Origin of the sequence: Nocardiopsis sp. CA-288880 (genome assembly GCF_050955985.1) — a bacterium.
GTDB classification, from domain to species: domain Bacteria; phylum Actinomycetota; class Actinomycetes; order Streptosporangiales; family Streptosporangiaceae; genus Nocardiopsis; species Nocardiopsis tropica.
The window spans coordinates 4,576,861-4,599,524 of the sequence record NZ_CP192105.1; the positions used below are offsets into that span (position 1 = coordinate 4,576,861).

At 72.4% G+C, this 22,664-nt stretch carries 19 protein-coding genes; 6 read left to right on the plus strand and 13 right to left on the minus strand.

The annotated features are described in order from the left end of the window. The 3 genes from ACQPYD_RS20020 to ACQPYD_RS20030 all read left to right on the plus strand — a co-directional run bounded on the left by ACQPYD_RS20020 (position 1) and on the right by ACQPYD_RS20030 (position 3,325). Positions 1 to 1,230, plus strand: a complete 1,230-nt coding sequence (locus ACQPYD_RS20020) for a helix-turn-helix domain-containing protein (RefSeq protein WP_433697122.1) — start codon at positions 1 to 3, stop codon at positions 1,228 to 1,230. A 24-nt stretch (positions 1,231 to 1,254) separates the two neighbouring features. Continuing rightward, on the plus strand, positions 1,255 to 1,725 hold the full coding sequence (locus ACQPYD_RS20025) for an NUDIX domain-containing protein (protein WP_433697123.1): 471 nt from the start codon (positions 1,255 to 1,257) through the stop codon (positions 1,723 to 1,725). 580 nt (positions 1,726 to 2,305) lie between these two features. Then, positions 2,306 to 3,325, plus strand: a complete 1,020-nt coding sequence (locus ACQPYD_RS20030) for a LacI family DNA-binding transcriptional regulator (RefSeq protein WP_433697124.1) — start codon at positions 2,306 to 2,308, stop codon at positions 3,323 to 3,325. 109 nt (positions 3,326 to 3,434) lie between these two features. On the opposite strand, the gene ACQPYD_RS20035 is transcribed toward ACQPYD_RS20030, so the two are convergent. The 7 genes from ACQPYD_RS20035 to ACQPYD_RS20065 all read right to left on the minus strand — a co-directional run bounded on the left by ACQPYD_RS20035 (position 3,435) and on the right by ACQPYD_RS20065 (position 9,904). Then, on the minus strand, positions 3,435 to 3,971 hold the full coding sequence (locus ACQPYD_RS20035) for a class IV adenylate cyclase (protein WP_433697125.1): 537 nt from the start codon (positions 3,969 to 3,971) through the stop codon (positions 3,435 to 3,437). Positions 3,972 to 4,270: 299 nt separating this feature from the next. Beyond that, positions 4,271 to 5,071 carry a GNAT family N-acetyltransferase gene (locus tag ACQPYD_RS20040; protein ID WP_433697126.1) on the minus strand — a complete coding sequence of 267 codons (801 nt, stop codon included), beginning with the start codon at positions 5,069 to 5,071 and terminating at the stop codon, positions 4,271 to 4,273. A gap of 296 nt (positions 5,072 to 5,367) precedes the next feature. Continuing rightward, entirely contained in the window at positions 5,368 to 5,835 is a 468-nt protein-coding gene (locus ACQPYD_RS20045) for a DUF2690 domain-containing protein (protein WP_433697127.1), read from the minus strand. A gap of 368 nt (positions 5,836 to 6,203) precedes the next feature. Continuing rightward, complete coding sequence (locus ACQPYD_RS20050; RefSeq protein ID WP_433697128.1) at positions 6,204 to 8,294, minus strand: serine/threonine-protein kinase; 2,091 nt, start codon at positions 8,292 to 8,294, stop codon at positions 6,204 to 6,206. A 265-nt stretch (positions 8,295 to 8,559) separates the two neighbouring features. Continuing rightward, positions 8,560 to 9,189 carry a hypothetical protein gene (locus ACQPYD_RS20055; protein WP_433697129.1) on the minus strand — a complete coding sequence of 210 codons (630 nt, stop codon included), beginning with the start codon at positions 9,187 to 9,189 and terminating at the stop codon, positions 8,560 to 8,562. 41 nt (positions 9,190 to 9,230) lie between these two features. Further along, positions 9,231 to 9,353 (minus strand): hypothetical protein, encoded by a 123-nt coding sequence (locus ACQPYD_RS20060; RefSeq protein WP_433697130.1) that lies wholly within the window; start codon positions 9,351 to 9,353, stop codon positions 9,231 to 9,233. A gap of 170 nt (positions 9,354 to 9,523) precedes the next feature. After that, entirely contained in the window at positions 9,524 to 9,904 is a 381-nt protein-coding gene (locus tag ACQPYD_RS20065; RefSeq protein WP_433697131.1) for a winged helix-turn-helix transcriptional regulator, read from the minus strand. A gap of 75 nt (positions 9,905 to 9,979) precedes the next feature. Here ACQPYD_RS20065 and ACQPYD_RS20070 point away from each other — a divergent pair, with 75 nt between their 5' ends. Then, the gene (locus ACQPYD_RS20070; protein ID WP_433697132.1) at positions 9,980 to 10,909 is read left to right on the plus strand and encodes an NADP-dependent oxidoreductase; all 930 of its coding nucleotides are present in this window, start codon (positions 9,980 to 9,982) and stop codon (positions 10,907 to 10,909) included. Positions 10,910 to 11,127: 218 nt separating this feature from the next. On the opposite strand, the gene ACQPYD_RS20075 is transcribed toward ACQPYD_RS20070, so the two are convergent. Beyond that, complete coding sequence (locus tag ACQPYD_RS20075) at positions 11,128 to 11,682, minus strand: hypothetical protein (protein WP_433697133.1); 555 nt, start codon at positions 11,680 to 11,682, stop codon at positions 11,128 to 11,130. Between the two features lie 579 nt (positions 11,683 to 12,261). On the opposite strand from ACQPYD_RS20075, the gene ACQPYD_RS20080 reads away from it, so the two are divergent. Next, on the plus strand, positions 12,262 to 14,115 hold the full coding sequence (locus ACQPYD_RS20080; RefSeq protein ID WP_433697134.1) for an ABC transporter ATP-binding protein: 1,854 nt from the start codon (positions 12,262 to 12,264) through the stop codon (positions 14,113 to 14,115). Beyond that, complete coding sequence (locus ACQPYD_RS20085) at positions 14,105 to 15,904, plus strand: ABC transporter ATP-binding protein (protein WP_433697135.1); 1,800 nt, start codon at positions 14,105 to 14,107, stop codon at positions 15,902 to 15,904. Before ACQPYD_RS20080 ends, ACQPYD_RS20085 begins: the two co-directional genes overlap by 11 nt. Positions 15,905 to 15,932: 28 nt before the next feature. Here the strand turns inward: ACQPYD_RS20085 and ACQPYD_RS20090 are convergent, their stop codons facing one another. From ACQPYD_RS20090 to ACQPYD_RS20110, 5 genes are all read right to left on the minus strand, one after another. Next, positions 15,933 to 17,030, minus strand: coding sequence for a peptidase C39 family protein (locus tag ACQPYD_RS20090; protein ID WP_433697136.1), 1,098 nt, complete (start codon positions 17,028 to 17,030; stop codon positions 15,933 to 15,935). Between the two features lie 33 nt (positions 17,031 to 17,063). Continuing rightward, positions 17,064 to 19,166, minus strand: a complete 2,103-nt coding sequence (locus ACQPYD_RS20095; RefSeq protein ID WP_433697137.1) for an iron ABC transporter permease — start codon at positions 19,164 to 19,166, stop codon at positions 17,064 to 17,066. Beyond that, positions 19,163 to 20,218 carry an iron-siderophore ABC transporter substrate-binding protein gene (locus tag ACQPYD_RS20100; protein WP_433697138.1) on the minus strand — a complete coding sequence of 352 codons (1,056 nt, stop codon included), beginning with the start codon at positions 20,216 to 20,218 and terminating at the stop codon, positions 19,163 to 19,165. The genes ACQPYD_RS20095 and ACQPYD_RS20100 overlap by 4 nt, the downstream gene beginning before the upstream one ends. After that, positions 20,215 to 21,093: an ABC transporter ATP-binding protein gene (locus ACQPYD_RS20105; RefSeq protein WP_433697139.1), complete on the minus strand. Its 879-nt coding sequence runs from the start codon at positions 21,091 to 21,093 to the stop codon at positions 20,215 to 20,217. The genes ACQPYD_RS20100 and ACQPYD_RS20105 overlap by 4 nt, the downstream gene beginning before the upstream one ends. Before the next feature lie 200 nt (positions 21,094 to 21,293). Then, complete coding sequence (locus tag ACQPYD_RS20110) at positions 21,294 to 22,100, minus strand: AraC family transcriptional regulator (RefSeq protein ID WP_433697140.1); 807 nt, start codon at positions 22,098 to 22,100, stop codon at positions 21,294 to 21,296. Between the last annotated feature and the right edge of the window lie 564 nt (positions 22,101 to 22,664).

The window sequence follows — 22,664 nt, forward strand, 5'->3', positions numbered from 1 at the left end:
ATGCCGCCGAGTTCCCCTCAGCTCAGCCCCGGCCAGCGGGTCGCCTGGCACCGGCTCCGACGCGGCCTTTCTCAAGAGGTGCTGGCGGGTCTGGTCGGGAGAACGGCCGACTGGCTGGGCAAGGTCGAGAACGACCGGGCGCCCTTGGACCGACTCTCGGTGATCAGCTCACTGGCCGAGGCCCTCGGCGTTCCCCTCATCGCTCTGATCGGAGACCACTCGCACCATGGGCACCATGAGGAAACGGACGTGCATGTCGCACAGATCCGGTCAGTCTTGATGGACTACCGCCAGATCAGCCCGGTTTTCCCGTTCGCCGAAAACAACGGTGAGCAACCGGACCTGCGCTTTCTTCGAAACGAGGCGGAAACAGTCATGGGCGCCTACCAAGCATCCGACTACAGCCGGGTGTTTCGTGGGCTCCCCGACCTCCTCGCTCAGGCGCAGACCGCGGTGCGTGTCTACGAAGGTGAGCAGAGGCGGCGGGCCGGAGCTCTGCTCGCCCTGGCTTGTCAGGCGTGCGCGATGATCCTCACCAAGGTCGGAGAACCAGATTTGGCTTGGATCGCGACGGAGCGAGGAATGAAGGCGGCCTTCGACTACGGCGATCTGCCCCTGCAGGGTTCCCTGATGCGTTCGGGGGTGCACTCCCTCCACTCACGCGGGCAACATGAGACGGCTGTCGCGCTGACAGGGGAAGCCGCTTCGTACCTGCGGCGGGAGCAGGGCAGTCGTCCCACCAATACGCGACTGTTATCCGTCTATGGCACCCTGTTGTTGCCGGGAGCCGTGGCCGCAGCGCGCAACGGGGATCGTGCCAGCGCGATGGAGTACCTGAAGGAAGCCGAACGCGTTGCTTCCCGGCTCGGGCGAGACGCCAACCATCTGTGGACGGCGTTCGGGCCGACCAACGTGCTCCTGCACAGAGCGACCGTTGCCGCCAGCCTCGGAGATCCGCGTGCTGTCCTCGAGCTGGGAGTTGGTGTCGATACCTCGGCCCTGCCACGGGAGAGGCGGGTACGTCATCTCTTCGACGTGGCCGGAGCGTTCGCGGACGTCAACCAGATTCCGTCAGCCGTTGAGCGCATGCTCGAGGCGGAGAGACTGGCCGTCTCCCATGTCCACCGGCACGTGATGAGCCATCAGATCGTGGTACGCATGATGCGAACCAAGGCGGGGAGGCGGGATCGGAGGCTGGCGGATCTGGCGCACCGGATGGGGATGTTCTGACGCGAAGGCCGTTATTGTCGGAGCATGGTCTCTGATCCCACAGAATCCTTCTCCCGCCCCCGGGTCGCCGCAGGTGCCCTGTTCTTCAATCACCTCGGTCAGGTGATGATGGTAGTTCCCTCCTACAAGGACTACCTGGATATCCCCGGCGGCTACATCGAGCACGGTGAGACACCGACCCAGGCCGCAGTGCGCGAGGTGAAGGAGGAACTGGGGATCGCTCCACCCATCGGACGGCTATTGGTCGTGGACTGGGCACCCAACCCCTCCGAAGGAGACAAGCAGCTGTTCGTCTTCGACGGGGGGGTGCTGGGTCAGGGGTGGCTGGACCAGATCACCCTCGATCCGGCCGAGCTGACCGGATACGAGTTCCACGACGTAGCCACGATCGAGGCGGCAACGATCCTTCGTCTCGCGCGCAGGATCACCCATGGCGCACGCGCGCGCCAGGAGGGCACAACGGTCTACCTGGAGAACGGCGAGCCCGTCCTGTAGACGCATACTCACAGGGGAGGTGGGGCGCGTTGACGAAGCACTCCGTTCTTCCTGAGTGAAGTGCGCATGCGAGGACCGATGAAAACCGGGCGGGCCACCACAACCGCGGAACCGGCCCGGCCTCCCCCGGGCCCAGGGCTCCGATGTGCGGTCATCGAGGTGGTCACCTCTGCCGACGCACTGTCCAGCGGCAGGAGATCCCACCAGCGCACGTGCCTTGTCCAGCGAGGCTTCGTCCCTTGTCGCGGGTCTTGGACCGCCACATCAGGTTCAGCACCTCGTATGGAGCGCTGAGGCTCTGGGTCGGGAAAGTTCGTGCTGAGGTTCTGGCACGCTTGTACGACCTCAACCGAGACAGAACAGCGGTCCGTTCCCTCTGGAGCGCCACTTCGACGCGCGCACGGCCCGCCGGCTCGACGCCCTCATCGAGGGGACGGGGATCCACCGGGCGCTGGACCCCGAACCCGCGGACCGCGGACTCACCCGCGAGGCCGTCGCGAAGATCACCGTGCCCTGACCCCGCACGCCCTGACCCGCTCAGGCCCCGTGCCGCGACCGGACACACCCGACAGGAGTACCGATGGGCTCGATGATGCGGCGCCCGACGATCATGGACATCGCCAGAGCGGCGGGGGTCTCCAAAGGAGCGGTGTCCTACGCCCTCAACGGCCGCCCCGGTGTCTCCGCACAGACCCGCGAGCGCATCCTGGCCACCGCCCGCGACTTCGGCTGGTCGCCCAGCGGTCCGGCGCGCGCCCTGTCCTCGGGCGGCAGGACCGCCACCATCGGACTGGTGACCCGCCGGGCGGGCCGCCTCTGGGGCAGCCACTCGTCCTTCGCGCTCCTGGTCGAGGGGGTCCAGCACACACTCGCCTCCACCGGGATGGACATGATCGTGCACTCCGACCCCGCCGCGGAGGATTCCCGGCGCCGCCGCTGGGAGACCCGGGGCCGGGTCGACGGCGTGATCCTGGCCGAGGAGCGCATGGGCCGGCCCCCCGCGTCTCCGCCCGCCGTGCCCGCCCTGGTCCTCGGAGCCGCGGTGGACGGGAACGGCACGCTGTCACTGCCGGTCGACGACCGCCCCACGATGAACGAGGTCATGCACTACCTCGTCGCCCTGGGGCACACGAGCCTGGCCCACGTCGCGGGGCCCGCCGACCTCGCCCACGCGCACGCGCGGGCCAAGGCCTTCGAACAGACCGCGCGCGACCTCGGACACCGGGCCGCAGTCGTGCACACCGACGGCAGCGGGGAGCACAGCGCGCGTGCCACCCGGCGCCTCCTGGCCCTGCCCGAGAGCCCGACGGCCCTGGTGTACGACAACGACGTGATGGCGGTGGGCGGGCTGGCGGTGGCCGAGGAGATGGGCGTCGCGGTCCCCTCCGAGCTGTCCATCGTGGCCTGGGACGACTCGCTCCTGTGCCGTCTGGTGAGACCGGCCCTGACGGCGGTCCGCCGCGACATCGTCGGATACGGCCGCCGCGCGGCGACCCTGCTCATCGGGGCCGTCGAGGGCGCACCGGTGGCCGAGGAGATGCTCCCCGGCGGAGAGCTGGTGCCCCGGGAGAGCAGCGGGCCCCTCCGCCTCCCCCGATGAGGCCCCCGGCACAGCGCCATCGCGTCGCGAAGCGCCGTGCGGGCCGGCCCGCACCCGCCGCACGACGGTCCCCGGCACGGGAGCTGAGCGCGGGGCGCCGCCGCGGGCCTCAGGCGGGCACGGGGCGCACCAGGACGTCGTAGGTCTGCGTGACCCGCTCCAGGTCCGCACCGAGTCCGCGCGCCCACGCGTCCAGCTCCTCCTGGGCCGCACGTCCGTCCCGGTCGTCGTCGACCAGCACCTCGAGCTCCAGGAACACCCCGGCTCCCCGCACGTCGTCGAGGCACACCGCGATCGGGCCGGCCCGTCCCGTCCGGCGGCTCTTGACGATCCGCACGCTCGGCACGTAGCCCAGCGCGGTCAGGACACCGTGCATCCCGTCCCGGCCGGCGACGGCCGTCTCGTGCTCCACGCACTCCATCGCGTTCGCCAGCGGGGTCTTGGTCGTCACGATGTGCACGCCGTCCTCGGTGCGCAGGCGTGCGAAGGTGAAGCCGCGCTTGCCCTGCCCCGGATCCCAGCCGGGAGGCGCGTAGGCCGTGTCGTCCTGGTGGACCGGCTCCCCCAGGGACACCCCGGCCTCCCGGAGCGCGGTCAGAACCGCCTCCGGGTCGTGCACCCGGTACTTCGCCTCGATCTCCCGCATCCTCTGCCTCTCCTCGCAGCGCTGTCGGGGCGAGCGTAGTGAAGGCTCACGACGGCGTCCGGGGTTCGGCCCATCCGGCACCGGAATGCAAACGGATGTCCCTTTCGGGGTGCCCAGGATGTCTTTCCCGTCGACCGGGAGCCCCCTGGGATTCCCGAGACCCTCTCTCTCGGGTTTTCGATCGGCGAGCGGCGGGTTTGCCACTCAGGGGTCCTCGGACCCTGGCCCGCCGCTCGCCTCGTTCCGGCGCTCTTCGCCGCGGCCCGGGCGCGGGGCCCGCCTCGGACCCGCCGGGGCGCTCAGCCCTTCAGGCCGTAGAAGTGCACCGGGGAGTTCGGCCGGAAGCCGATGCGGGGGTACACGGGCGCCCCCGCCTCGGTCGCGTGCAGGGTGGCGCGGGTCAGGCCGGTGGCCCGCCCGCCCTCGTGCAGCGCCTTGCGCGTGACCGCCTCGCCGTAGCCCCTGCGCTGCCAGTCCGGGTGCGTGGCGACGAGCGCCACGAACAGGCGGCCCTCCGCCTCCACCGTCGCGGCGCACGTCACGGGGACGCCGTCGCGCAGGCCGAGGTAGGCGTACACCCCCTGTTTCCACAGCGCGGACCCGAGGAGCCCGTCCCGGCCGTCCTCCAGCGGGAACCCGTACGCGCGCGAGTTGAGGTCCGCGTACTCCCGGAGCTGCTCCTCGGTGGTCACGCGCACGAAGACCAGGTCGGGGTGGGAGGGCTCGGCGACGGGGAGGAGGTCCCCGGCCATGCCGGTGCCGGAGAAGGCGAACTCCAGGCCGGCCCTCTCCGCGACCGCCCGCACCCCGTCCCGCGCGTCCTCGCCGAGGAGGTCCTCGAACAGCCACAGGAACCCCGGACGGGCCTTGGAGCGCATGATCTCCGCCGCCCCGGTCAGACGCTCCTCGACGAGCGCCGCGTCCGCGCCGACGTCGGTCAGCGTGACGCAGTTCCAGAACGCGAACCGGCAGTCGGCCCAGCGGACGGCGATGCCGGGCAGGTCCCGGACGTCGGCGTCCGCGTCGCGGTCGAGCACCATGGTGCGCCAGGCCGCGGCGAGCTGCCGCATCGATTCGATCGACTCCGTGCGATCAGTCATCGGAACCCTTCGAGCGGTGGGGAGGGGGAGCCCGTCCGACCGGGCGTGGGGCACCGCCCGCGGCCCGTGGACGCGTGCGTGCTCCGGCTCCACGATCCCCGACCGTCCCCCGGTTACCGGCCGGTTCGTCCGATCTGTGACCTGAAGACCGCATGCGGTTATACCGCCTCATGTGGAGGGCCACTGTCGGCCATGTGGGAGAGCAGCTGCCCCTGAGCCGCGCACCACCGCCGACGCGCCCCGGGCCGCGGGTGCGGTCCGGGGCGCCGAATGACCCGTGACGGGGTCCGCCCGTGTCAGCAGGAGCTGCTGGACAGGACGAGGTCGTAGCTGCCGTCGGTGCCGCCGACCTTGTAGTTGACGCGTCCCAGGGCGCAGTTGCTTCCGGGTGAGTAGACCATGTTGCCCCAGCGTGTTCCGCTGATGGACGTGCTCCCGGTGAACAGCGCCGAGACGCCGCGGTCGACGTCCCTGACGTCCATCCACAGTCCGGCGCGCTGGGAGGCGGGGATCGTCCCGGGATAGCCGACGATGCGCACCCAGTTGGTCGAGCAGGTGGAGGACCACCTCAGCTGGAAGGTCATACCGTCACGGGAGATCTGGTCCACCGTGGTCGAGTTGGCGGAGCATCCGGTGGACTGCGGGTCGGCGCCGTCGTAGACATGCGCTGACGCCGGAACCGCGGTCAGGGTCAGGAGACCGGCAGCGGCCGCGGCGACCGACGCCAGGCGCCGAAAGCGGTTTCCACGGGGGGTGGGGGACATAGGGCTCTTCCTCACTCATGGCGATGATGGGGTCGGGGCGTGCTCAGCCTCGTGCGAAACGGGGCCGCGCGTCGTGGGCCGCGCCCCTCGGCCCTGGACCGCCGGGGAGTCCGTCCCTCCCCGGCCCACCCAAGCTATGGACTTCTCGCCGAAATGTCCTTGACCCACGGTCCTCGGTTTCTTGGCCCTGAGTGCACACCCCACGACGAGGGGAAACGCCCTTCACACCCGCCCGTCTCGGCCTACCGCCATGTTCTGCGGGACAGGACCACCCCCGGCGGCGTCCCCCCGCCCCGGGCGACGCGCCGGGGCGCGGGAGGCGGCGTCGCCCGCGAGCCCGGCTCCCGGCCCGAGTGGTCCAGGCCGCCTCAGGCGGGCAACCGCTCGCGGACCCCGTCCAGTTCCACGAGTTCCCGGCGGAGCCGGGCGGCGTCCTCCTCCGCCTTGCGCGCCTTGTTCCGCCACCCCCTGGCGGACCGGTACTTCTTCCTCATCCTGTCCGACGGCGGGGGGTGCAGCATCTCGTAGGAGTCGGCGGCGACCATCACCAGGGCGTAACCGAGCAGGAAGAAGACCGACCAGAGCAACGCCGTCAGCGCCGTCCCCGTGACCGCGTCCACCGCCCGGTCGTCGCCGAAGTAGAGCGGGAGGGCGAACAGGCACGCCGCACCCGCCGCGATCAGGCGGGCCCACGTGTGCTGCGTGTTCCGGCGTCTGAGCGCCAGTGCGAACGCCTCCCGCCGTTCGATCCTCTCGCTCAGCTTCCGGTGCCGGGAGTCGAGCTGGACGAGGAGTTCGCGGAGGACACGGACCACCAGCCCGTGGCACGCCCACACCGGCTGCGGGGTCCCGGACGGAAGCCCGGGCGGCAGGTGCCGCCGCAACGGCGCGTCCAGGGCGTCGCGCTCCCGCCCGACCGCGCGCCGCCATTCGTCCGGGGCCAGGACGGCCCGGAGGAACAGGCCGCCGTCCGCCCTGCGGTCGAACGCCGCCCGGGATCGGGGCTCGGCCGCGGACAGCGCCGCGGCGTAGCGCTCGCTCTCCCGGAGGTAGAGGGCCAGCGCGGACCGCGCCGCCCTGATCATGCGCCGGTACTCGTCGCACCCCTGCCCGGGGCGGCACGGGTGGCCGGGTTCCCGGCAGTCGTACCCGGCCGCCGCCTCGGCCGCGTTCAGGGGCAGGTCGATGTCGTCGCCCAACGGGTCCGCCCGCCCGGCGGCCGTCGCCCGCGCTCCGGACAGTCCCACGTCGGTCCCCCGGTACCTCGGCGGCAGGTCCGGTCGGACCCGGGCGACGAACCGCAGGACCGCCAGCTCGACGTCCACCGGCTGTCGGCGGAACAGGTCCGGGTCGATCCCGGCGCCCTCCGGGTCCTCGGCGATCCACGCGGCCAGGTCCGCCCGCTCGTCGGGATCCCCGAAAAGCTCGCACGCGGCGTCCGTGTCCGCCTGGAAGGCCTCGGCCAGGCCGCCGAGCGAGCGGTACCACCCGCCGGCGAACCCGTACGGGCGCCCGGGCCGCGCCCCGGAACGCGGCAGCTCCTCCGTCAGTTCCAGGGTCTCCCGCAGGGTCGGGACGCCGCGGATCTCCTCCGTCAGCAGCGTCCCGGCCGCCCCGGTCGCCGCGGTCCTGCCCGAGACCAGCGCGGTCTCGACGTCCGTGTCGTCCGCGCCGAGGCCCAGCAGGGAGTTGAGCACCTGGTGGGCGGTCGGTCGCCGGTCGGGCTCCCTGTCCAGGCACCGGACGACGAGTCCGCGCAGTTCCTCCGGGACTGCCGAGCAGTCGGGGTCGCCCGTCAGGATCCTCGTGATCACGGCGACCGGGGTGCGCCCCTCGAACGCGTGCCGCCCGCTCGCCGCGTAGACCATCACCGCGCCCCACGAGAAGACGTCCACCGCGGGGGTCAGGTACGGGGCGTCGTTCAGCCGTTCGGGCGCCATGTAGCGCAGGGTTCCGACCTTGGCCGTGGCCTGGAAGACCGTGTTCTCGAAGGAGCGCGCTATCCCGAAGTCGATGACCCTGGGGCCGTCCGGCGCCATCATGATGTTGTCCGGTTTGAAGTCCCGGTGGGCGACGCCGGCCCGGTGGATCGCCGTCAGCGCGGTGGCCGTGGACACGGCCAGGCGGTGCAGGTCCGCGCCGCGGCGCGGGCCCCGCGCCCCGATCTCCTGCGTGAGCGTGCGGCCCTCGATGAACTCACTGGCGATCCAGGGCCGCTCGGCGTGCGGGTCGGCGTCCAGGACGCGCGCCACGCAGAACGGGCTGACCCTGCGTGCCGCCGCCACCTCGTGAGCGAACGTCTCCCTCAGGCCAGGGTCCGCGCCCGCACCGGCGTGGAGGAGCTTCACCGCCGCGGGGCCGCCGCCGGGGGCCTGCGCCCGGTAGACGACGCCGAAGCCGCCCCGGCCGATCTCCTCCAGGAGCCGGTATCCGCCGAGCTCGCCGGTCTCCGCGTCCATGACCCACCACGCCCTGTCGCCCGCCCCCTCGCGGGGTCCCGAAATCCGCTCCTCAGACGTGTATAGCGCCGCGGCGATCCGTGCGGAAGGGCCGGTTCCTCCTCCCGTCCGCGACCGCGTCCTCGACCAGCGGTGATCAGGCAGGCACGGAGAAATCCGCGCCGGCTCTCGCCTTTCACCTGTGCCGCACGCACGTTCCTGTCCGAGGTCGGGGCCTTCCGAGTTCGACCCGGCAGCGCCGGCGCCGACCTCCGGACACGGGAGATCACTCGGTCAGGCGCGGTTCCTGCATGAAGGACGATCCGATGAAATAGTCCTCTTCTGTATAGGGGAGCACAACCTCTCCCTTCACCATTTTGACCAGGAGTTCACAGATCCCGCCACGAAACTGCCACCACAGGTAACCACTGCCGAACACCACCGTCCAGTCCGAGACATCCGGATCGAAAAACAGATAAAGAGTCTCTCCGAAGACTTCGCCGATCCGGAACACGTTGTACGGATCGCGACAGAGGATCCATGAGGTGCTGATCCTGCGTGAATCCTCCATGAAACGGTACTCCGCAACGCAGTCCGCTAGATAGTAAACGGCATAGTTGCTCTCTTCGACAACACTCTTGACGTCCTTGTCCCCCCACCCTCCGACGGCAAGGAGGAGGTACGCGTCCTCGATGGTGGACACCACACCGCCGTAGGCCCGCATCAAGGCGACATAGTCCCGGGGGAGCCTCCTCCCGAGAACCTGTTCCGTCGGTTCGGGATCGAACATGGCCTCGGGGGACGGCGAACCGATCATCCTGCTGACCTCGTCGAAGTACTCTTCGCTCAATCTTTCTCGCTCCAAGACAGGGAAAACCTCCCGCTCGTCCAGTGGGAATCCATCGGCGTCACCCATATCGCCATGCCCATCAGGGCCTCCCACCGCGAAAGGACTATTCAGGTCCGGTACTCCCGGACGAAATGCCACCAACCGTGACCCACCCTGCCGATCCGGTCGGCGAAGTCCTCCATGAACTCGGCCAGGGCTTCGTCCCGCACATCGTGTAGCTCGATACGCACCGGTCCCCGTGCCCCTCCCGTTGTGCGGCGGACCGGTCGCCTGCCGGGGGCCGGTTCCGCGACGGAGTCTCGCACGGCGCGACGACAGGACGTGGCGAGGCACCTCACGCACTCCGCACAGCGGGATGGTTTCCGGCACGGCGTCCGCACCGGGATCACACGGGTTCGGGTCAGTCGCTCCGGGCAACCGGCTCGGGACCGGCGTCGAGTGCGTCGAGCACTGCGTCGCCGTTCTCCATCGCCCACTCGGTCAGCACGCGGATCGGATCGATCAGCGTCGCCCCGAGCGGGGTGAGCTCGTACTCGACGCGGGGCGGCACCTCGGCGTAGGCGTGGCGGCGGACGATCCCGTGCGCCTGGAGCCGTCGCAGCGTCTGGGTGAGCACCTTGCGGGAGATGCCGCCGATCAACTCGACCAGCTCGCCATGGCGCACCGGGCCCTGGCTGAGGCCGTAGAGCACGACCACCGTCCACTTGTCGGCGATGAGCTCGACCGCCAGACGCCCCGGACAGTCGGCGAGGAAGAGATCACCGGGACCGAATCCGCTCATGGCGCCAAAGGTACCTGTTGGTTCCTATGCGGAAATCTAGCTTGGGCTCTCCCTCCCAACGAATCCAGGAGAGTCATGCGAGTCATCACCCAGCAGACGCTCGGCGGTCCCGAAGTGCTCACCGTCGTGGACGCGCCCGAACCACAGCCCCTCCCGACCGAGGTCCCCGTCCTCGTCGAGGCGATCGGGCTGAACCCGCTGGAGGCGCTTCTGCGCGCCGGCGAGTTCCCCTTGTTCGGCCGGCCGCCGTTCACCCTCGGCTGGGACATCAGCGGCGTGGTCGGGGAGGCGCCTCAGACGTGGCGGTTCAAGCCCGGCGAAGAAGTGTTCGGAATGCCGCTGTTCCCGCGGGCGGCGAGCGCGTACGCCGAGGTCGTGTCCGTGCCGGCGCTGCACCTGGCACGCAAGCCGGCCTCGCTCTCGCACGTCGAGGCGGCGGCGCTGCCGACCGTCGGGCTCACGGCATGGCAGGGTCTGGTCGACCTCGGCGGCGTGACCGAGGGCGACCGCGTCCTGGTCCACGGCGGTGGCGGCGGGGTCGGCCACGTCGCGATCCAGATCGCCAAAGCGCTCGGCGCACACGTGACGACGACCGCCGGCGGGAGCAAGCGGGAGTTCGTCGAGGGATTCGGCGCCGATGAGGTGATCGACTACACGGCGGTCGACTTCACCGAGGCGGTCCGCGACATCGACGTCGTACTCGACACGATCGGCGGCGAGACAGCCGAGAGGTCGCTCGGCGTGCTCCGGCCCGGCGGTCACCTGGTGACGGCGGCCGCCATGCGGGACGTGCGACTCGCCGCCGCGTACGAGGCGGCCGGCATGCGCTTCAGCGGCATCGCGGTCGACCCCGATCCGGCCGCCCTCCTGGGTCTCGTCGACCTCGTCGAGCAGGGCAGGCTCCGGGTCCACGTGCAGGAGACGTTCCCCTTCGAGCGCGTCGCCGACGCGCACCGACTGCTCGAGGTCGGTCACCTCCGGGGCAAGCTCGTCCTCACCGTCTGATCCCGTCGTGGGGCCTCGTACGAGCGAGGCCCCACCGAGGTCGTCCCACGTCGTACGGGTGGAGGCGTTGCAGGTGGAACAGGAGGAGGGCACGGCCGCGGCGATCCCGGTGACGCGCCGGGGTTCGGGCCGGGTGCCCCCGGAGCGGGCCGCACCGCCGACCGCAGGCGAATCACCGCACCGGGGAACGGGATGGGAGAACCCCGGCACGCAGACCGTCATCCGCCTTGCGCCTCTTCCTCCGTGTAGGGCGTGAAGAGCGCATCGCGGTCCGTCCACGACCCGTCGAGCAGCTCACCGCGCGCCTCGCCCCGGACGAGTCCCAGGAGGAGGTCGGTGGTGGGCAGGTCGTACCTCTCCCACACGTCGCCGTCGCGGTCCGAGACCCGGACCGGGTACGCCTCGGCCGCCGTCCCGGGTGAGACCTGCCAGTAGAGCGTGACCCCCGTGCCGGTCGAGGCCCAGGGCAACAGCCTGGAACCGGGGCGGAGGTCGTCGGGCGGCCCCACGACCCCGTCCTCGAACAGGTCCTGGAGCTGTTCGAACTCCAATCCCGACCGTTCGAGATCGACGTGCCGGAGACCGGGGCCGGGCGCCGGAACGTAGAGCCTCACGAAACCGAGCCACAGTCCGCCGCCCCCGGCGTCGAGAAGCTCGCGGTAGTCCTGCGGCACGGACGCCCCGAGCCGATACTCGACCTGTCCCCAGTCGAAAGGGCCGGCCGGCGGTGCGGGACGCGCCGTTTCGATCAGCTGCTGGGCACTGGCTGTCATACGGGTGCATTCCTCGATATCGCCGGTCCGGGTCCGATCTGCCCGACCCGGGTCCCGTCCGCATTCCGGTCGAACTCCGTTGTTTCCCCGGCACCGGCCGTACCGGGCTCGTCCCCGAGCGTGGCGTCGTGGTCGGCCGCGCGTACCTGTCCGGATCAGGTGGTCGGGGCGTGCGCGCACTCGCCGTCGAACTGCTTCGTCATTCCGACCACGACAATATCGCCCGAGGCCACCCGGCCCCCACCGCATCCGGCCTGTCCCCTGGCGCATCCGGAGATCACCGCATCTGCCGCCCTGCTCCTCCTGAGACGTCCCGGCCCGAAGACGTGAGAAAAACCCACCGATGAACGGACGGCCACAACGGTGCTGCGGAAAATTCAGATCTGATCAACCGCCTGGTGGAAGCACTCCCGAAGCAGCCTTTCCCGCGGAATGGAGTTGCCCTCCCGGCAAGGGCGAAGGTAGGTTCCACATCGCCGAGCCATTGCAGCTGGGCACTCCCTGATGCCTTCATTCCACCACCCGGCAGTCGCACCGAGCGATCTCCCCGTGAATCACGATCCACCGAGAGAAAGGCTGGTGCACAGGGTGCCCACCCCTGACACCGAAGAAGTGGTGCGCCCCGGGAGGAGCAATCCGCCGGCCCTGCTCAAGGCGCGGAGGGAATGGGTCTTCTTCGGCACCCTGTGGAAGTCGCACCCCAGGTTGACAGCCCTGTGGTGGGCGCTGATCCTTCTTCAGGGCGTTCTTCCCGCCGGCTTCGTCGTGGCGGTCGGAGCACTCGTCGGCGCCATCGCCGACGGCGCCCCGCTGGTGGCGCCGCTGCTCCTGATCGGCGCCGTCTTCGTCCTGATGCAGCTCCTAACACCCCTGCACACCCAGGTCGGCTCCCTCCTGGGAGAGCACGTCTCCGACCGTCTGCACGATCGGCTGCTCGTCGCTGCGGGCGCCCCCGAAGGGGTCGCGCACCTGGAGAACCGTGCGCACATGGACGAGCTGGCCGCTGCCCGGGACTTCGACCTCGGCATGACCGGTCCGCCCCTGCACCTGTCGATGGGCTTCATCGCCGGCGGCCTGGTGGAGGCGGTCTCCGGCCTGGCGCAGGCGGTGGTCCTGGCCGCCTACGCGTGGTGGGCGCCGCTCCTGGTGGGAGGCGCCTGGCTCGCCACCCACTGGCTGCTCCGCGAGAGCACCCGGTGGGACCGCCACACGGGGGAGGTCCTGGACGCCCAGCGCCGCGCCGAGTACTCCTACCGGCTGGCGGTGGACTCCCCCGCCGCCAAGGAGATCCGACTGTTCGGCCTCGCGAGCTGGCTGACGGACCGCTTCGCCTCGGAACGCCGGACCCTGGTCGAGCTGCGGTGGCACACCACCCGGCTGCGGCAGAGGCCCATGCGCTGGGCCGTGGTGGTCCTGACGGTATCGGGAGGACTGTTCTTCTGGTCCCTGGGACGGGACGCCGCCTCGGGCGCCGTCGACCTGGGCCAGGTGAGCACCTTCGCCTACGCGGCGGTGGGGGCCGGCGCACTGGCCTTCGGCGGGTTGAACTGGGCCCTGTCCCTGGCCGCCGACGGGGTCGCGTCGGTGCTGCGCGTGGAGAGGACGATGTCGTCGAGCGCCGAAGCCCGCAGCGTGGTCTCCGGCAGGGCCCCCGCAGAGGGGATGCCGGCGGCGGAGATCAGGTTCCGGGACGTGACCTTCGCCTATCCGGGCATGTCCGCGCCGGTCCTCGACGGCCTGGACCTCACCGTCCCGGCCGGGAGCTCGCTGGCCGTGGTCGGGGTGAACGGCGCCGGGAAGTCGACCCTGGTCAAGCTCCTGTGCCGCCTCTACGATCCGGTCTCGGGAACGATCGAGGTCGACGGCACCGATCTCCGGGACCTGGACCTGGAGTCGTGGCGCCGCCGGATCAGCGCGGTCTTCCAGGACTTCATCCGCTACGAGCTCTCGCTCGCGGACAACGTGGCCGCACCGGGCGCCACGCCCGAGGAGGTCCTCGAAGCCCTGGCCGCCGCCGGCGCCGCGGACCTGCGCGACCCCGACCGGGTCCTCTCCCCCGGATACGAGAACGGCACCGACCTCTCCGGAGGGCAGTGGCAGCGCGTCGCCCTCGCCCGGGTCCTGTGCTCCGTGAGCACGGGAGCCGGAGTGGTCGTCCTCGACGAGCCCACGGCCCAGTTGGACGTACGCGGCGAGGCCGAGGTCTTCGACCGCGTCCTGGAGGCCACCCGGGGGTGCACGACCGTGCTCATCTCCCACCGCTTCTCCACGGTCCGCCGCGCCGACCGGATCTGCGTCGTGGACCGGGGCAGGGTCGTGGAGCTCGGGAGCCACGACGAACTCATGGCCCTCGGGGGCGCCTACAAGCGGCTCTTCCAGCTCCAGGCCGCACGGTTCGACGACGACCAGGACGGAGCCGACAGTGCCGGCTGAGGACCACCCCCTGCCCTCGTCCTGGCGGGGCCTGGGCCGCACACTGCGCCTGGGCTGGACCGCCTCCCCCGAACTCATCGCCGTCGCATTCGCCACGACGATCGCCGCCGCCCTCCCCGACGTCCTGATCGCCGCCGCCCTGGCTCTGCTCGCGGACACGGTGCTGTCCGGGGAGCAGTTCGGCGTGATCACCGCCGCCGTACTCCTGGGCGCGCTGGCGGTCATGAGCTGGCTGCTGCGCCTGCTGAGCGAGCGGGCCAACCGCCGTTTCGCCGACCGCACGGCCGTGTTCATGGAAGCGCACGTGGTCCGGCTCCAGAGCGGCCTCCCCTCCCTGGAGCACCACGAACGCCCCTCCTACGTCGACCGGGTCCAGCTCGTCCGCGACCACGCGGACACGTTGAGCGAGGTCTACCAGGAGCTGTTCCAGGTGGTCGGCGCCGTCCTGCGCCTGATCCTGACCGTGGCCCTGCTGATGACCGTCCATCCCCTGCTGGGACTGCTGGGACTCTTCGCGGTGCCCACCGCCGCGGTCTCCCACTGGCGGGGAGGGGCGGAGCACGCGCTGGAGGAGAGGCTCGGACACCACGAGCGCCTGGCACGGCACTTCTTCCTGCTGGGCACGAACGCCTCCCCCGGGCGTGAGCTGCGTGTCGCCCGCGCCGGGGAACGAGTCCGTCGAGGGCGCCACCAGGCTTGGGCCGCACGGCACCGTGCCATGGCCCGGGCCCGCTGGACGACCACGCTGTGGCAGGCTGCGGCGCTCACGGTCTTCGGCTGCGCGTTCGCGGGCTCCGTCGCCGGGGTGGCGCTGAACGGCGGCTCGGCGGCCGAGGTCGTCCTCCTCCTCACCGCAGGCGGCCGTCTGGCCCAGTACCTCGGCCAGGCGCTCAGCCAGGTCCACTTTCTCCGCACGATCTGGCTGGAGGGAGGACGCCGCCTGCTGTGGCTCGAGGAGCTGGCCTCCATGGCGGCCGAACGGAGCCCGACCCCTCCGCCGGAACGGATGAGCTCCGGCATCGCCTTGGACGCGGTCTCGTTCACCTACCCCGGGACGGACCGGCGGGTTTTGGAGGACGTCACGCTCCACCTGCCGGCAGGGTCCGTGGTTGCCGTCGTCGGCGAGAACGGAGCGGGCAAGTCCACGCTGGTCAAGCTCCTGGCGAAGATGTACGAGCCCGACTCCGGAAGGATCCTGGTCGACGGGGTCCCCCTGGCCGACATGCCTGCCGACGCGTGGCGTAAACGGCTCTCGGGAGCCTTCCAGGACTTCGCCCGCTTCGAGTACCCGCTGCGCCTGTCCATCGGGGTGGGTGACCTGGCCGGGTCCAGCGAGGGCGGGGCCGTGGAGCGGGCGGTCGAGCGCGCCGACGCCGGCGCCTTGGTCGACCGGCTCGACCGGGGGCTGGACACCCAGCTCGGCAGTGCCTGGGCCGGTGGGACCGAGCTCTCCGAGGGGCAGTGGCAGAAGGTCGCGCTCGCCCGCGGCTACATGCGCGACCGACCCCTGCTCCTGCTCCTGGACGAGCCCGCCTCCGCCCTGGACGCCGAGACCGAGCACCTGCTGTTCGAGCGGTACGCGGAGCGCGCCCGAGCCCTCAAGGACCGGGGCCGCGTCACGCTCCTGGTCTCGCACCGCTTCTCCACCGTGCGCACGGCCGACCTCGTCGTCGTCATGGACGGGGCGCGGGTGATCGAGCAGGGCACCCATGCCGAGCTCATGGAGCTCGGCGGACGCTACGCCGAGCTGTACGGGATCCAGGCCCGCGCCTACCGCGTCGAGGGGTGAGCCGGCCGCCCCCGCTTCACCGGCGGTACTACCCCGCCGCCTCCGGCGCTCCGATGACCACGGCGCCGCGGTGGCCGCCCCGTTCCACCGCCGCCATCGCGTCGAGCGCGGCGTCGGGCACGGGCAGCAGGTGGGCGTCGACCCAGGTGTCGCCGGTGGCGTCGTTGGTCCACGGGTCCTCGATCACGACGGCGCCGGGTACGGCGCCGTGGCAGAGGACCCAGTGCGGCACGTCGAAGCCCAGCATCGCTTCCAGGGAGAGCAGGAGCAGGACGCGGTCGCCCCGGTCGATCGCGCCGCGGATCCCGGGCAGGGTGAGGCGGTGCGGGTCGATCGGGACCCCGGCCCGGGCCGCGTCCGTGCGCGACGCCTGCTGGAGGAGGGCGCGCCACTCCTGTTCGGCCTCGGTGTAGGAGTCGAGGAGGACGGGCCGGTCCGTGTCGAGGAAGACGGTGACGGGCGAGGCCGGCCAGGTCCGGCGCACGGCGACGCCCAGGCCGACGGGTTCGCAGGCGGGGAAGTTGGTGGCGCCGCGCCACAGCGTGAGCTCCGCCGTGCGGTCGAGGGAGTCGCGGGGCACCGCCCCCGCCCGGACCTGGGCGAGCAGGGCGACGACGGCGCCGCAGGTGAAGTTCGTGGACTGGCGGTAGTACGGAGGCTCCGCCGTCCCGTCACCGCCCCCGTCTCCGTCCAGCCAGCGCACGTAGCCCGCGGGCGGGCGGGCCACGCCGTCCGCCGTCCCGCGCGGGGCCTCCATCGGGCTGAAGCCGAGGGCGGCGGCGTCCGCGGCGGCGGCCGTCCACCCCTCCCACTTGACCTGCACGAGTCCCCGGTCGCGGGCGTGGGCGAGGACCGCCTCCACGGCGGCGGGGACGTCGCCGACGGCATCGACGATCTTGGTGTAGGCGGCCTGCGGGCGCGCCGTCACCAGCGCGGCGCCGGCCCAGCCCTCTCCTGCGGCGTCGGGGACGGCCACGATCCGGGGCCCGTGGTTCGAGCGGTCGACCGCTGCCCAGCGCTCCAGCACCTGGGCGGGCGCGATCCGCTCCAGCTGCGCGGGCCGGGCTTCGGGGTCGAACGGGAGGACGGTGCCGTGGGCGGGCGCGTCCGGGAGGCGGGGTGGCATCGGGGTCTCCTCGTGGGGTGCGGGCGGCGGGGCTCAGATGTGGGAGCGGCGCAGCAGCCAGATGAGGTAGGGGGCTCCGACCAGGGCGATCATGAGCCCGGCCGGCATCTGGGAGGGAGCGATGAGCGTGCGGCCGAGGGTGTCGGCGACGCAGACCAGCAGTCCTCCGAGCACGATCGAGACGGGGATGCTGCGCCCGTGCCGGGCGCCGACCAGTGCGCGGGCCAGGTGGGGCGCCACCAGTCCGACGAAGCCGACGACCCCGACCGCGACCACGCTGACGGCCGCGAGGACCGCGGCGACGCCGAGCAGCGCCAGCCGCGTCCGCTCCACCCGCATGCCGAGGATGCGGGGGGTGTCCTCGTCGACGGCGATCAGGTCGAGATGGCGGGCCAGGCCGATGACCAGTGGCGCCGCGACCAGGAGCACCACGGCGACCGGTACGACGTCGGGGAAGGTGCGCCCGTACGTCGTCCCGGAGAGCCACGTGAAGATGCGCGGGGTCTGCCAGGGGTCGGCGCGCAGGAGGAGGAACGTGGTGACGGCGCTCAGGCTGTAGCTGAGCCCGATGCCGATGAGGACGAACCGGTCCGGGCGCAGTGCGCCCCTCCAGGCCAGGGCGGCGATCACGGCGAAGGTGGCCAGGCCGGTGAGGATCGCCATGGTGACGAGGGAGGGCAGGCCGCTGCCCGCGGCGGAGGTCACGACGATGACCGCGCCCAGGCCCGCGCCGGCGGTGATGCCGAGCAGGCCCGGTTCCGCGAGGGGGTTGCGCACGGTGCTCTGGACGAGGCTGCCCGCCAGGGCGAGCGCCGCGCCGGCGAGGACGGCGGCGCTCACGCGGGGGACCCGTTCGTCGAGGGCGCGGCCGATGAGGTCGGGAGCGGTTCCCTGGAGCCAGAGGGCGATGTCGCCGGTGCGCAGCCACAGGCTGCCCGCGAGCACGCCGACGAGGACGGCCGCGACGAGCAGGACCGCCGCGGTGAGGAGGACGCCGAGGAAGCGCCGGCGGGTGCGCGTCCCGGCCCTGGCGCCGGGCGGCCGGCGCACGGGACCCGCGTCGCGCAGGCGCAGGGCGAGGACGACGATGAGGAGGCCGCCGAGCACGGCCGTGGGGACACCCGTGGGGATGGAGGCGGCGCCCTCGGCGCCGAGCACGGCGCGCAGGGAGGCGTCGGCGAACAGGACCAGGAGTGCGCCGAGGAGCCCGGAGACGGTGACGAGGAGGAGGTGGCGGCGCAGGGAGGGGATCCGTCCGGCGATCAGGCGCGCGAGCACGGGGGCGGCCAGGCCGATGAAGGCGATCGGTCCGGCCAGCGTGACGGAGACCCCGGTGAGGAGCACGGCGCAGAGCACCGCGATGTTCCGGGTCGAGCGCAGGGGCACGCCGAGCGACGCGGCGGTGTCGTCGCCCAGGCCGAGCACGTCCAGCCGCCGGCTCAGCAGCAGCGCGACGACCAGCACCGCGGCGATGAGCGGCATGGCGCGCAGGGAGGCGTCGATGTTGAGCTGGACGAGGGAGCCGTTCCCCCAGGCGTAGAGGCCGGTGGTGCTGTCCTTGAACAGGATGAGCATCACGCCGGTGGCCGCGTCCAGGGCCATCGCCATGGCCGAGCCGGCCAGGATGAGCCGCGTCGTGGCAGTTCCGGCGGCGTGGCCGGCGAGTCCCAGGACGACGGCGGCGGCGAGCAGTCCGCCGGTGAAGGCGACCAGGCCGGAGGCCCACAACGGGACGGCGAGGCCGAAGGCGGCCACGGCGGTGAGCGCGAAGTAGGAGCCGGCCGTGACGGCGAGGGTGTCGGGTGAGGCGAGCGCGTTGCGTGTGACCGACTGCAGCAGCGCTCCGGCGACGCCGAGGGCGAAGCCCACTGCCACGCCGGCGAACAGGCGCGGGAGGCGCGAGCCGGTGAGCACGTCGCCGACCGGCACCCCGTCGACGTCCTCGCGCGCGCCGAGCGCGTAGCGCGCCAGGTCCCACCAGCCCACGCCGGAGGTGCCCTGGGTGAGGTGCCACAGGCCGACGGCGAGGATCGCGGCGGTGAGGGTCGCGGCGACCGCCGCCCCGGCGGTGCCGCCGCGCATGCCGATGCGCGGCAGCGGGGACCGCCGGGGCGGGGCCTGGAGTGTTCCGCTCATCCCTGGGTGAGCGCGTCGACGAACCCGTCGATCGCCTGCTCCGTCGAACGCGGACCGCCGGCGCCCCAGATCCGCGGGGGGAAGGCGTGCGCGCGCTCCTCCTCGACGGCGGGGAGGGAGGTCCAGATGGGGTTCTTCTCCAGCTCCTCGACGTAGCCGCCGACGCCTTCGTCGTTGGCGTAGAAGAGGTTGGCCTCGCCCACGGCGGTGAGGCCCTCGACGTCGGTCTGCGCGAGGCCGTAGGAGGGGTTGACGCCGCCGTCGCCGTAGGCCTCGTTGATCTCGTCCGTCCAGACGGGGGTCATGCCGAGCTCTTCGCCGAGCGCGGTGAACAGCGCGCCCTCGCCGTAGGGGCGGATGGTGAGGTTGCCGCCCTGGAGCCACCCGTCGAAGTAGAGGAAGTCCGTGGTGGGCAGGTCGAGGGCGGCCACCTGCTCCTTGGCGTCGGCGAGGTGGTCGTCGAACCTCTGGAGCTCCTGCTCGGCGCGCTCGGTGCGGCCGGTGGCCTCGCCGATCATCCCGAAGACCTCGCGCATGTTCCCGATGGGGTCGGCCGGGTCGGCGCCCAGGGTGGCGAGGACGGGCACGCCGCGCTCCTCGAGCTGGGCGATGATCTCGTCGTCGGCGCTGAAGGCCTCCACGACGACCAGGTCGGGGTTCTGCGCGTAGAGGGTGTCGAGGTCGGGCTCCTCGCGGCTGCCGATGTCGGTGACGCCCTCGGGCAGTTCCTCGGCGCTCACCCAGGTGCTGTAGCCCTCGGTGTCGGAGACGGCCACGGGGGTGACGCACAGGGTGAGGGCGTCCTCGACCTGCTGCCATTCCAGGACGGCGATGCGTTCGGCGGGCTTGTCGAGCTCGACCTGCCGGCCGACGCCGTCGGTGAGGGAGACCGGGTCGGTGGAGGTGGCCGTGGTGTCGTCGGCGCAGCTCTCGGAGGCGGGTGCGGCGACGGCCTCGGGGTCGGCCTCCTCGACGCTGGTGGTGCCGCATGCTGTCGCGGCGAGGACGGCGGCGGCGGAGGCCGCGGCCGCGAGGTGGCGGAGACGGGTCATCGGTGGTTCTCTCTGCTCTGTTCCTGTGTGCTCGGGTGGTCCGAGGCGGTGGTTCGGGCGCGGGCCGTGTGCCGGCCCACGGGGTCGATGCGGAGCCGGCCGGTCCGGGGGTCCTGGGCGACCTCGACCCGGATGCCGTAGACCTCGCTGAGGTTCGGGGTGGTGAGGACCTCGGCCGGGTCGCCCGCGGCGCGGACGCGGCCGGCGCTGAGCAGGAGCAGCGTGTCGGCGATGCGGGCCGCGTGGTCGAGGTCGTGCAGGACGACGCCCACGGCGACGCCGTGGTCCTCGGCGAGGTCGCGGATCAGGTCGAGGGTCTCGATCTGGTAGCGCAGGTCGAGGTGGTTGGTGGGCTCGTCGAGCAGGACGACGCCGGTGTTCTGGGCCAGGCAGGCGGCGAGCCAGACGCGCTGCATCTCCCCGCCGGAGAGCTCTCCGGCGGCCCGGGCGGCCATGTCCTGCACGCCGGTGGCGCTCATGGCGTGGTCGATCGCGCGGCGGTCCTCGGCGGAGAGGCCGGCGAAGCCGCGCCGGTAGGGGTGGCGCCCGAAGGCGACGACCTCGCTGACCGCCAGTCCCTCGGGGGTGGGGCGGGACTGGGAGAAGAGGGTGACCTCCCTGGCGAAGCGGCGTGCGCTGAGCAGGGACACCGGGCGGTCGGGCTGCCCGTCGCGGCCGCCGAGGGTGACGTGGCCGTCGTCGACGCGGTGCAGTCGGGCGAGCGAGCGCAGGAGCGTCGACTTGCCGCTGCCGTTGGGTCCGACCAGGGCGGTCACGCGGCCGGCCTCCAGGGTGAGGGAGGCTCCGTGGACGACCGTGGACCTGCCGTAGCTCAGGACCAGCTGTTCCCCGCTCAGGGCGTGTGCGCGCGTCACGGCGCTGTGCGCGGCGCGCGCGCCGGGGCCCCGGCGGCCGCGGTGGAGGAGGGCCGCGGCAGGGCGCGGGCTGCGCCGGGGTCGGTGTGCGCGGGCCCCGTGAGCAGCGGTTTCGGCCGTGCGCACGCGAGCCCGCCCGAGGAGGAGATTAGGTTAGCCTTCACTCACTCAGGATAGGTACGGCTACTCCGCGGCTGCAATCAGGACTTCCGGACCCCGGATACGGAATTCCGGCCAGCGGTCGCGCGGGGCGTGCCGAAGTACGTCCCCGGGGTGGTGCCCATCACGCGCCGGAAAGCGTCGATGAACGTGCTGGTCTGGGCGTATCCGAGGCGCTCGGAGGCGTCCTGCACCTCGCACCCCTCGCTGAGCAGCGTGAGCGCCCGGTGGATGCGCAGTGACTGTCGCCACTGCGCGAACGACAGCCCGGTGGCGGTGCGGAAGGCGCGGCTGATCGTGCGGGGGCTGACCCCCAGGTCGCGCGCCCACTCCTCCAGGGAGCGGTCGTCGGCGGGGTCGCGCAGCAGGGCCTCGGCGATCACGTCGGCCCGGGGGTCGCCCGGCAGCTGCAGGGCGGGCTGGGGGCGCGAGGGCTCCAGCACGTCGAACACGACCGCCTCGGCCCGTGCCCGCGCCCCGGCGTCGATGTCGGTGCGGGCCAGGTGCAGGAGCAGTGACTCCAGCACCGGGCTCATCGCGATGGCCGTCGGTCCCTCGAAGGCGACCGGCGTGCGGTCCGGGGCGAAGAAGGCGGTGTGGAGTTCGGCCCTGGCCGTCAGCCGGCCGGCGTGCACCTCCCCCGTGGGCACCCACAGCCCGCACCCCTCGGAGACGGTGAAGACGCGGTCGCCGACACGGGCGGTCACGGCCCCGCAGCGCACCCACACGAGCTCGTGCGCGGGGTGGGCGTGCGGCTCCCACTCCGTGGGGGCGCCCGGGGCGTGCGACTCCGCGATGATGACGAAGGGCGCGTCGGCGCCCCCCGGAAGCGGGGCGGCCTGCTTCACCAGGGTGCTAGGCTCACGCCGCCAGGCCCCCAGGCCCGCGCCCTCGCCGGGGGGCGGGGGCTCCCCGGAGGGAGGACGGCGTCCGGACGGGTCCGCCCCGGCCGCGCTCACGGGCGGCACGCCCCGACGCCCGACGGAAGCACCCGCCGGGCGGCACGGCGCGGAGGGGCCGCAGTCGCGGGGCGCGTCTCCGGCGGGGTCGGCCGGAGAGCGCCGTGGCGGGCGCGGCGGCGCGACCGCTCCCGGTGGGCACGGGCGGTGCGCCCCGGGAACGGAGAGATGGACGGCATGTCCCTATTGTCGCAGGCGGTGACGGGTGCGGCGTTCGGGGTGGCGCAGCGGCACGTCGACGTCCCGCGGTCCGCGGGGGGCGGCGCCCGCGTGCCGCGGGTCCCCGCGGCCCCGCGGCAGGCCCTCGGGGCCTCTCCCCTCGGCCCCTTCTCCGTCGTCGGCCCGGCGGACCGGTCCCGGCTGCCCGCCGGCCCCGTGCGGCGCCTCTCGCGCCGGCGGTGGGACCGTTCGCGCGCCCCCTCCCCCGAGGGGCCGCGACGGTGAGGCGCGTCT

What these genes read in the sequence shown, in the direction of transcription:
- ACQPYD_RS20020 (WP_433697122.1), top strand. Translation starts at nt 1, where the DNA reads ATGCCGCCGAGTTCCCCTCAGCTCAGCCCCGGCCAGCGGGTCGCCTGG.
- ACQPYD_RS20025 (WP_433697123.1), top strand. Translation starts at nt 1,255, where the DNA reads ATGGTCTCTGATCCCACAGAATCCTTCTCCCGCCCCCGGGTCGCCGCA.
- ACQPYD_RS20030 (WP_433697124.1), top strand. Translation starts at nt 2,306, where the DNA reads ATGGGCTCGATGATGCGGCGCCCGACGATCATGGACATCGCCAGAGCG.
- ACQPYD_RS20035 (WP_433697125.1), bottom strand. Translation starts at nt 3,971, where the DNA reads ATGCGGGAGATCGAGGCGAAGTACCGGGTGCACGACCCGGAGGCGGTT.
- ACQPYD_RS20040 (WP_433697126.1), bottom strand. Translation starts at nt 5,071, where the DNA reads ATGACTGATCGCACGGAGTCGATCGAATCGATGCGGCAGCTCGCCGCG.
- ACQPYD_RS20045 (WP_433697127.1), bottom strand. Translation starts at nt 5,835, where the DNA reads ATGTCCCCCACCCCCCGTGGAAACCGCTTTCGGCGCCTGGCGTCGGTC.
- ACQPYD_RS20050 (WP_433697128.1), bottom strand. Translation starts at nt 8,294, where the DNA reads ATGGACGCGGAGACCGGCGAGCTCGGCGGATACCGGCTCCTGGAGGAG.
- ACQPYD_RS20055 (WP_433697129.1), bottom strand. Translation starts at nt 9,189, where the DNA reads ATGGGTGACGCCGATGGATTCCCACTGGACGAGCGGGAGGTTTTCCCT.
- ACQPYD_RS20065 (WP_433697131.1), bottom strand. Translation starts at nt 9,904, where the DNA reads ATGAGCGGATTCGGTCCCGGTGATCTCTTCCTCGCCGACTGTCCGGGG.
- ACQPYD_RS20070 (WP_433697132.1), top strand. Translation starts at nt 9,980, where the DNA reads ATGCGAGTCATCACCCAGCAGACGCTCGGCGGTCCCGAAGTGCTCACC.
- ACQPYD_RS20075 (WP_433697133.1), bottom strand. Translation starts at nt 11,682, where the DNA reads ATGACAGCCAGTGCCCAGCAGCTGATCGAAACGGCGCGTCCCGCACCG.
- ACQPYD_RS20090 (WP_433697136.1), bottom strand. Translation starts at nt 17,030, where the DNA reads ATGCCACCCCGCCTCCCGGACGCGCCCGCCCACGGCACCGTCCTCCCG.
- ACQPYD_RS20095 (WP_433697137.1), bottom strand. Translation starts at nt 19,166, where the DNA reads ATGAGCGGAACACTCCAGGCCCCGCCCCGGCGGTCCCCGCTGCCGCGC.
- ACQPYD_RS20100 (WP_433697138.1), bottom strand. Translation starts at nt 20,218, where the DNA reads ATGACCCGTCTCCGCCACCTCGCGGCCGCGGCCTCCGCCGCCGCCGTC.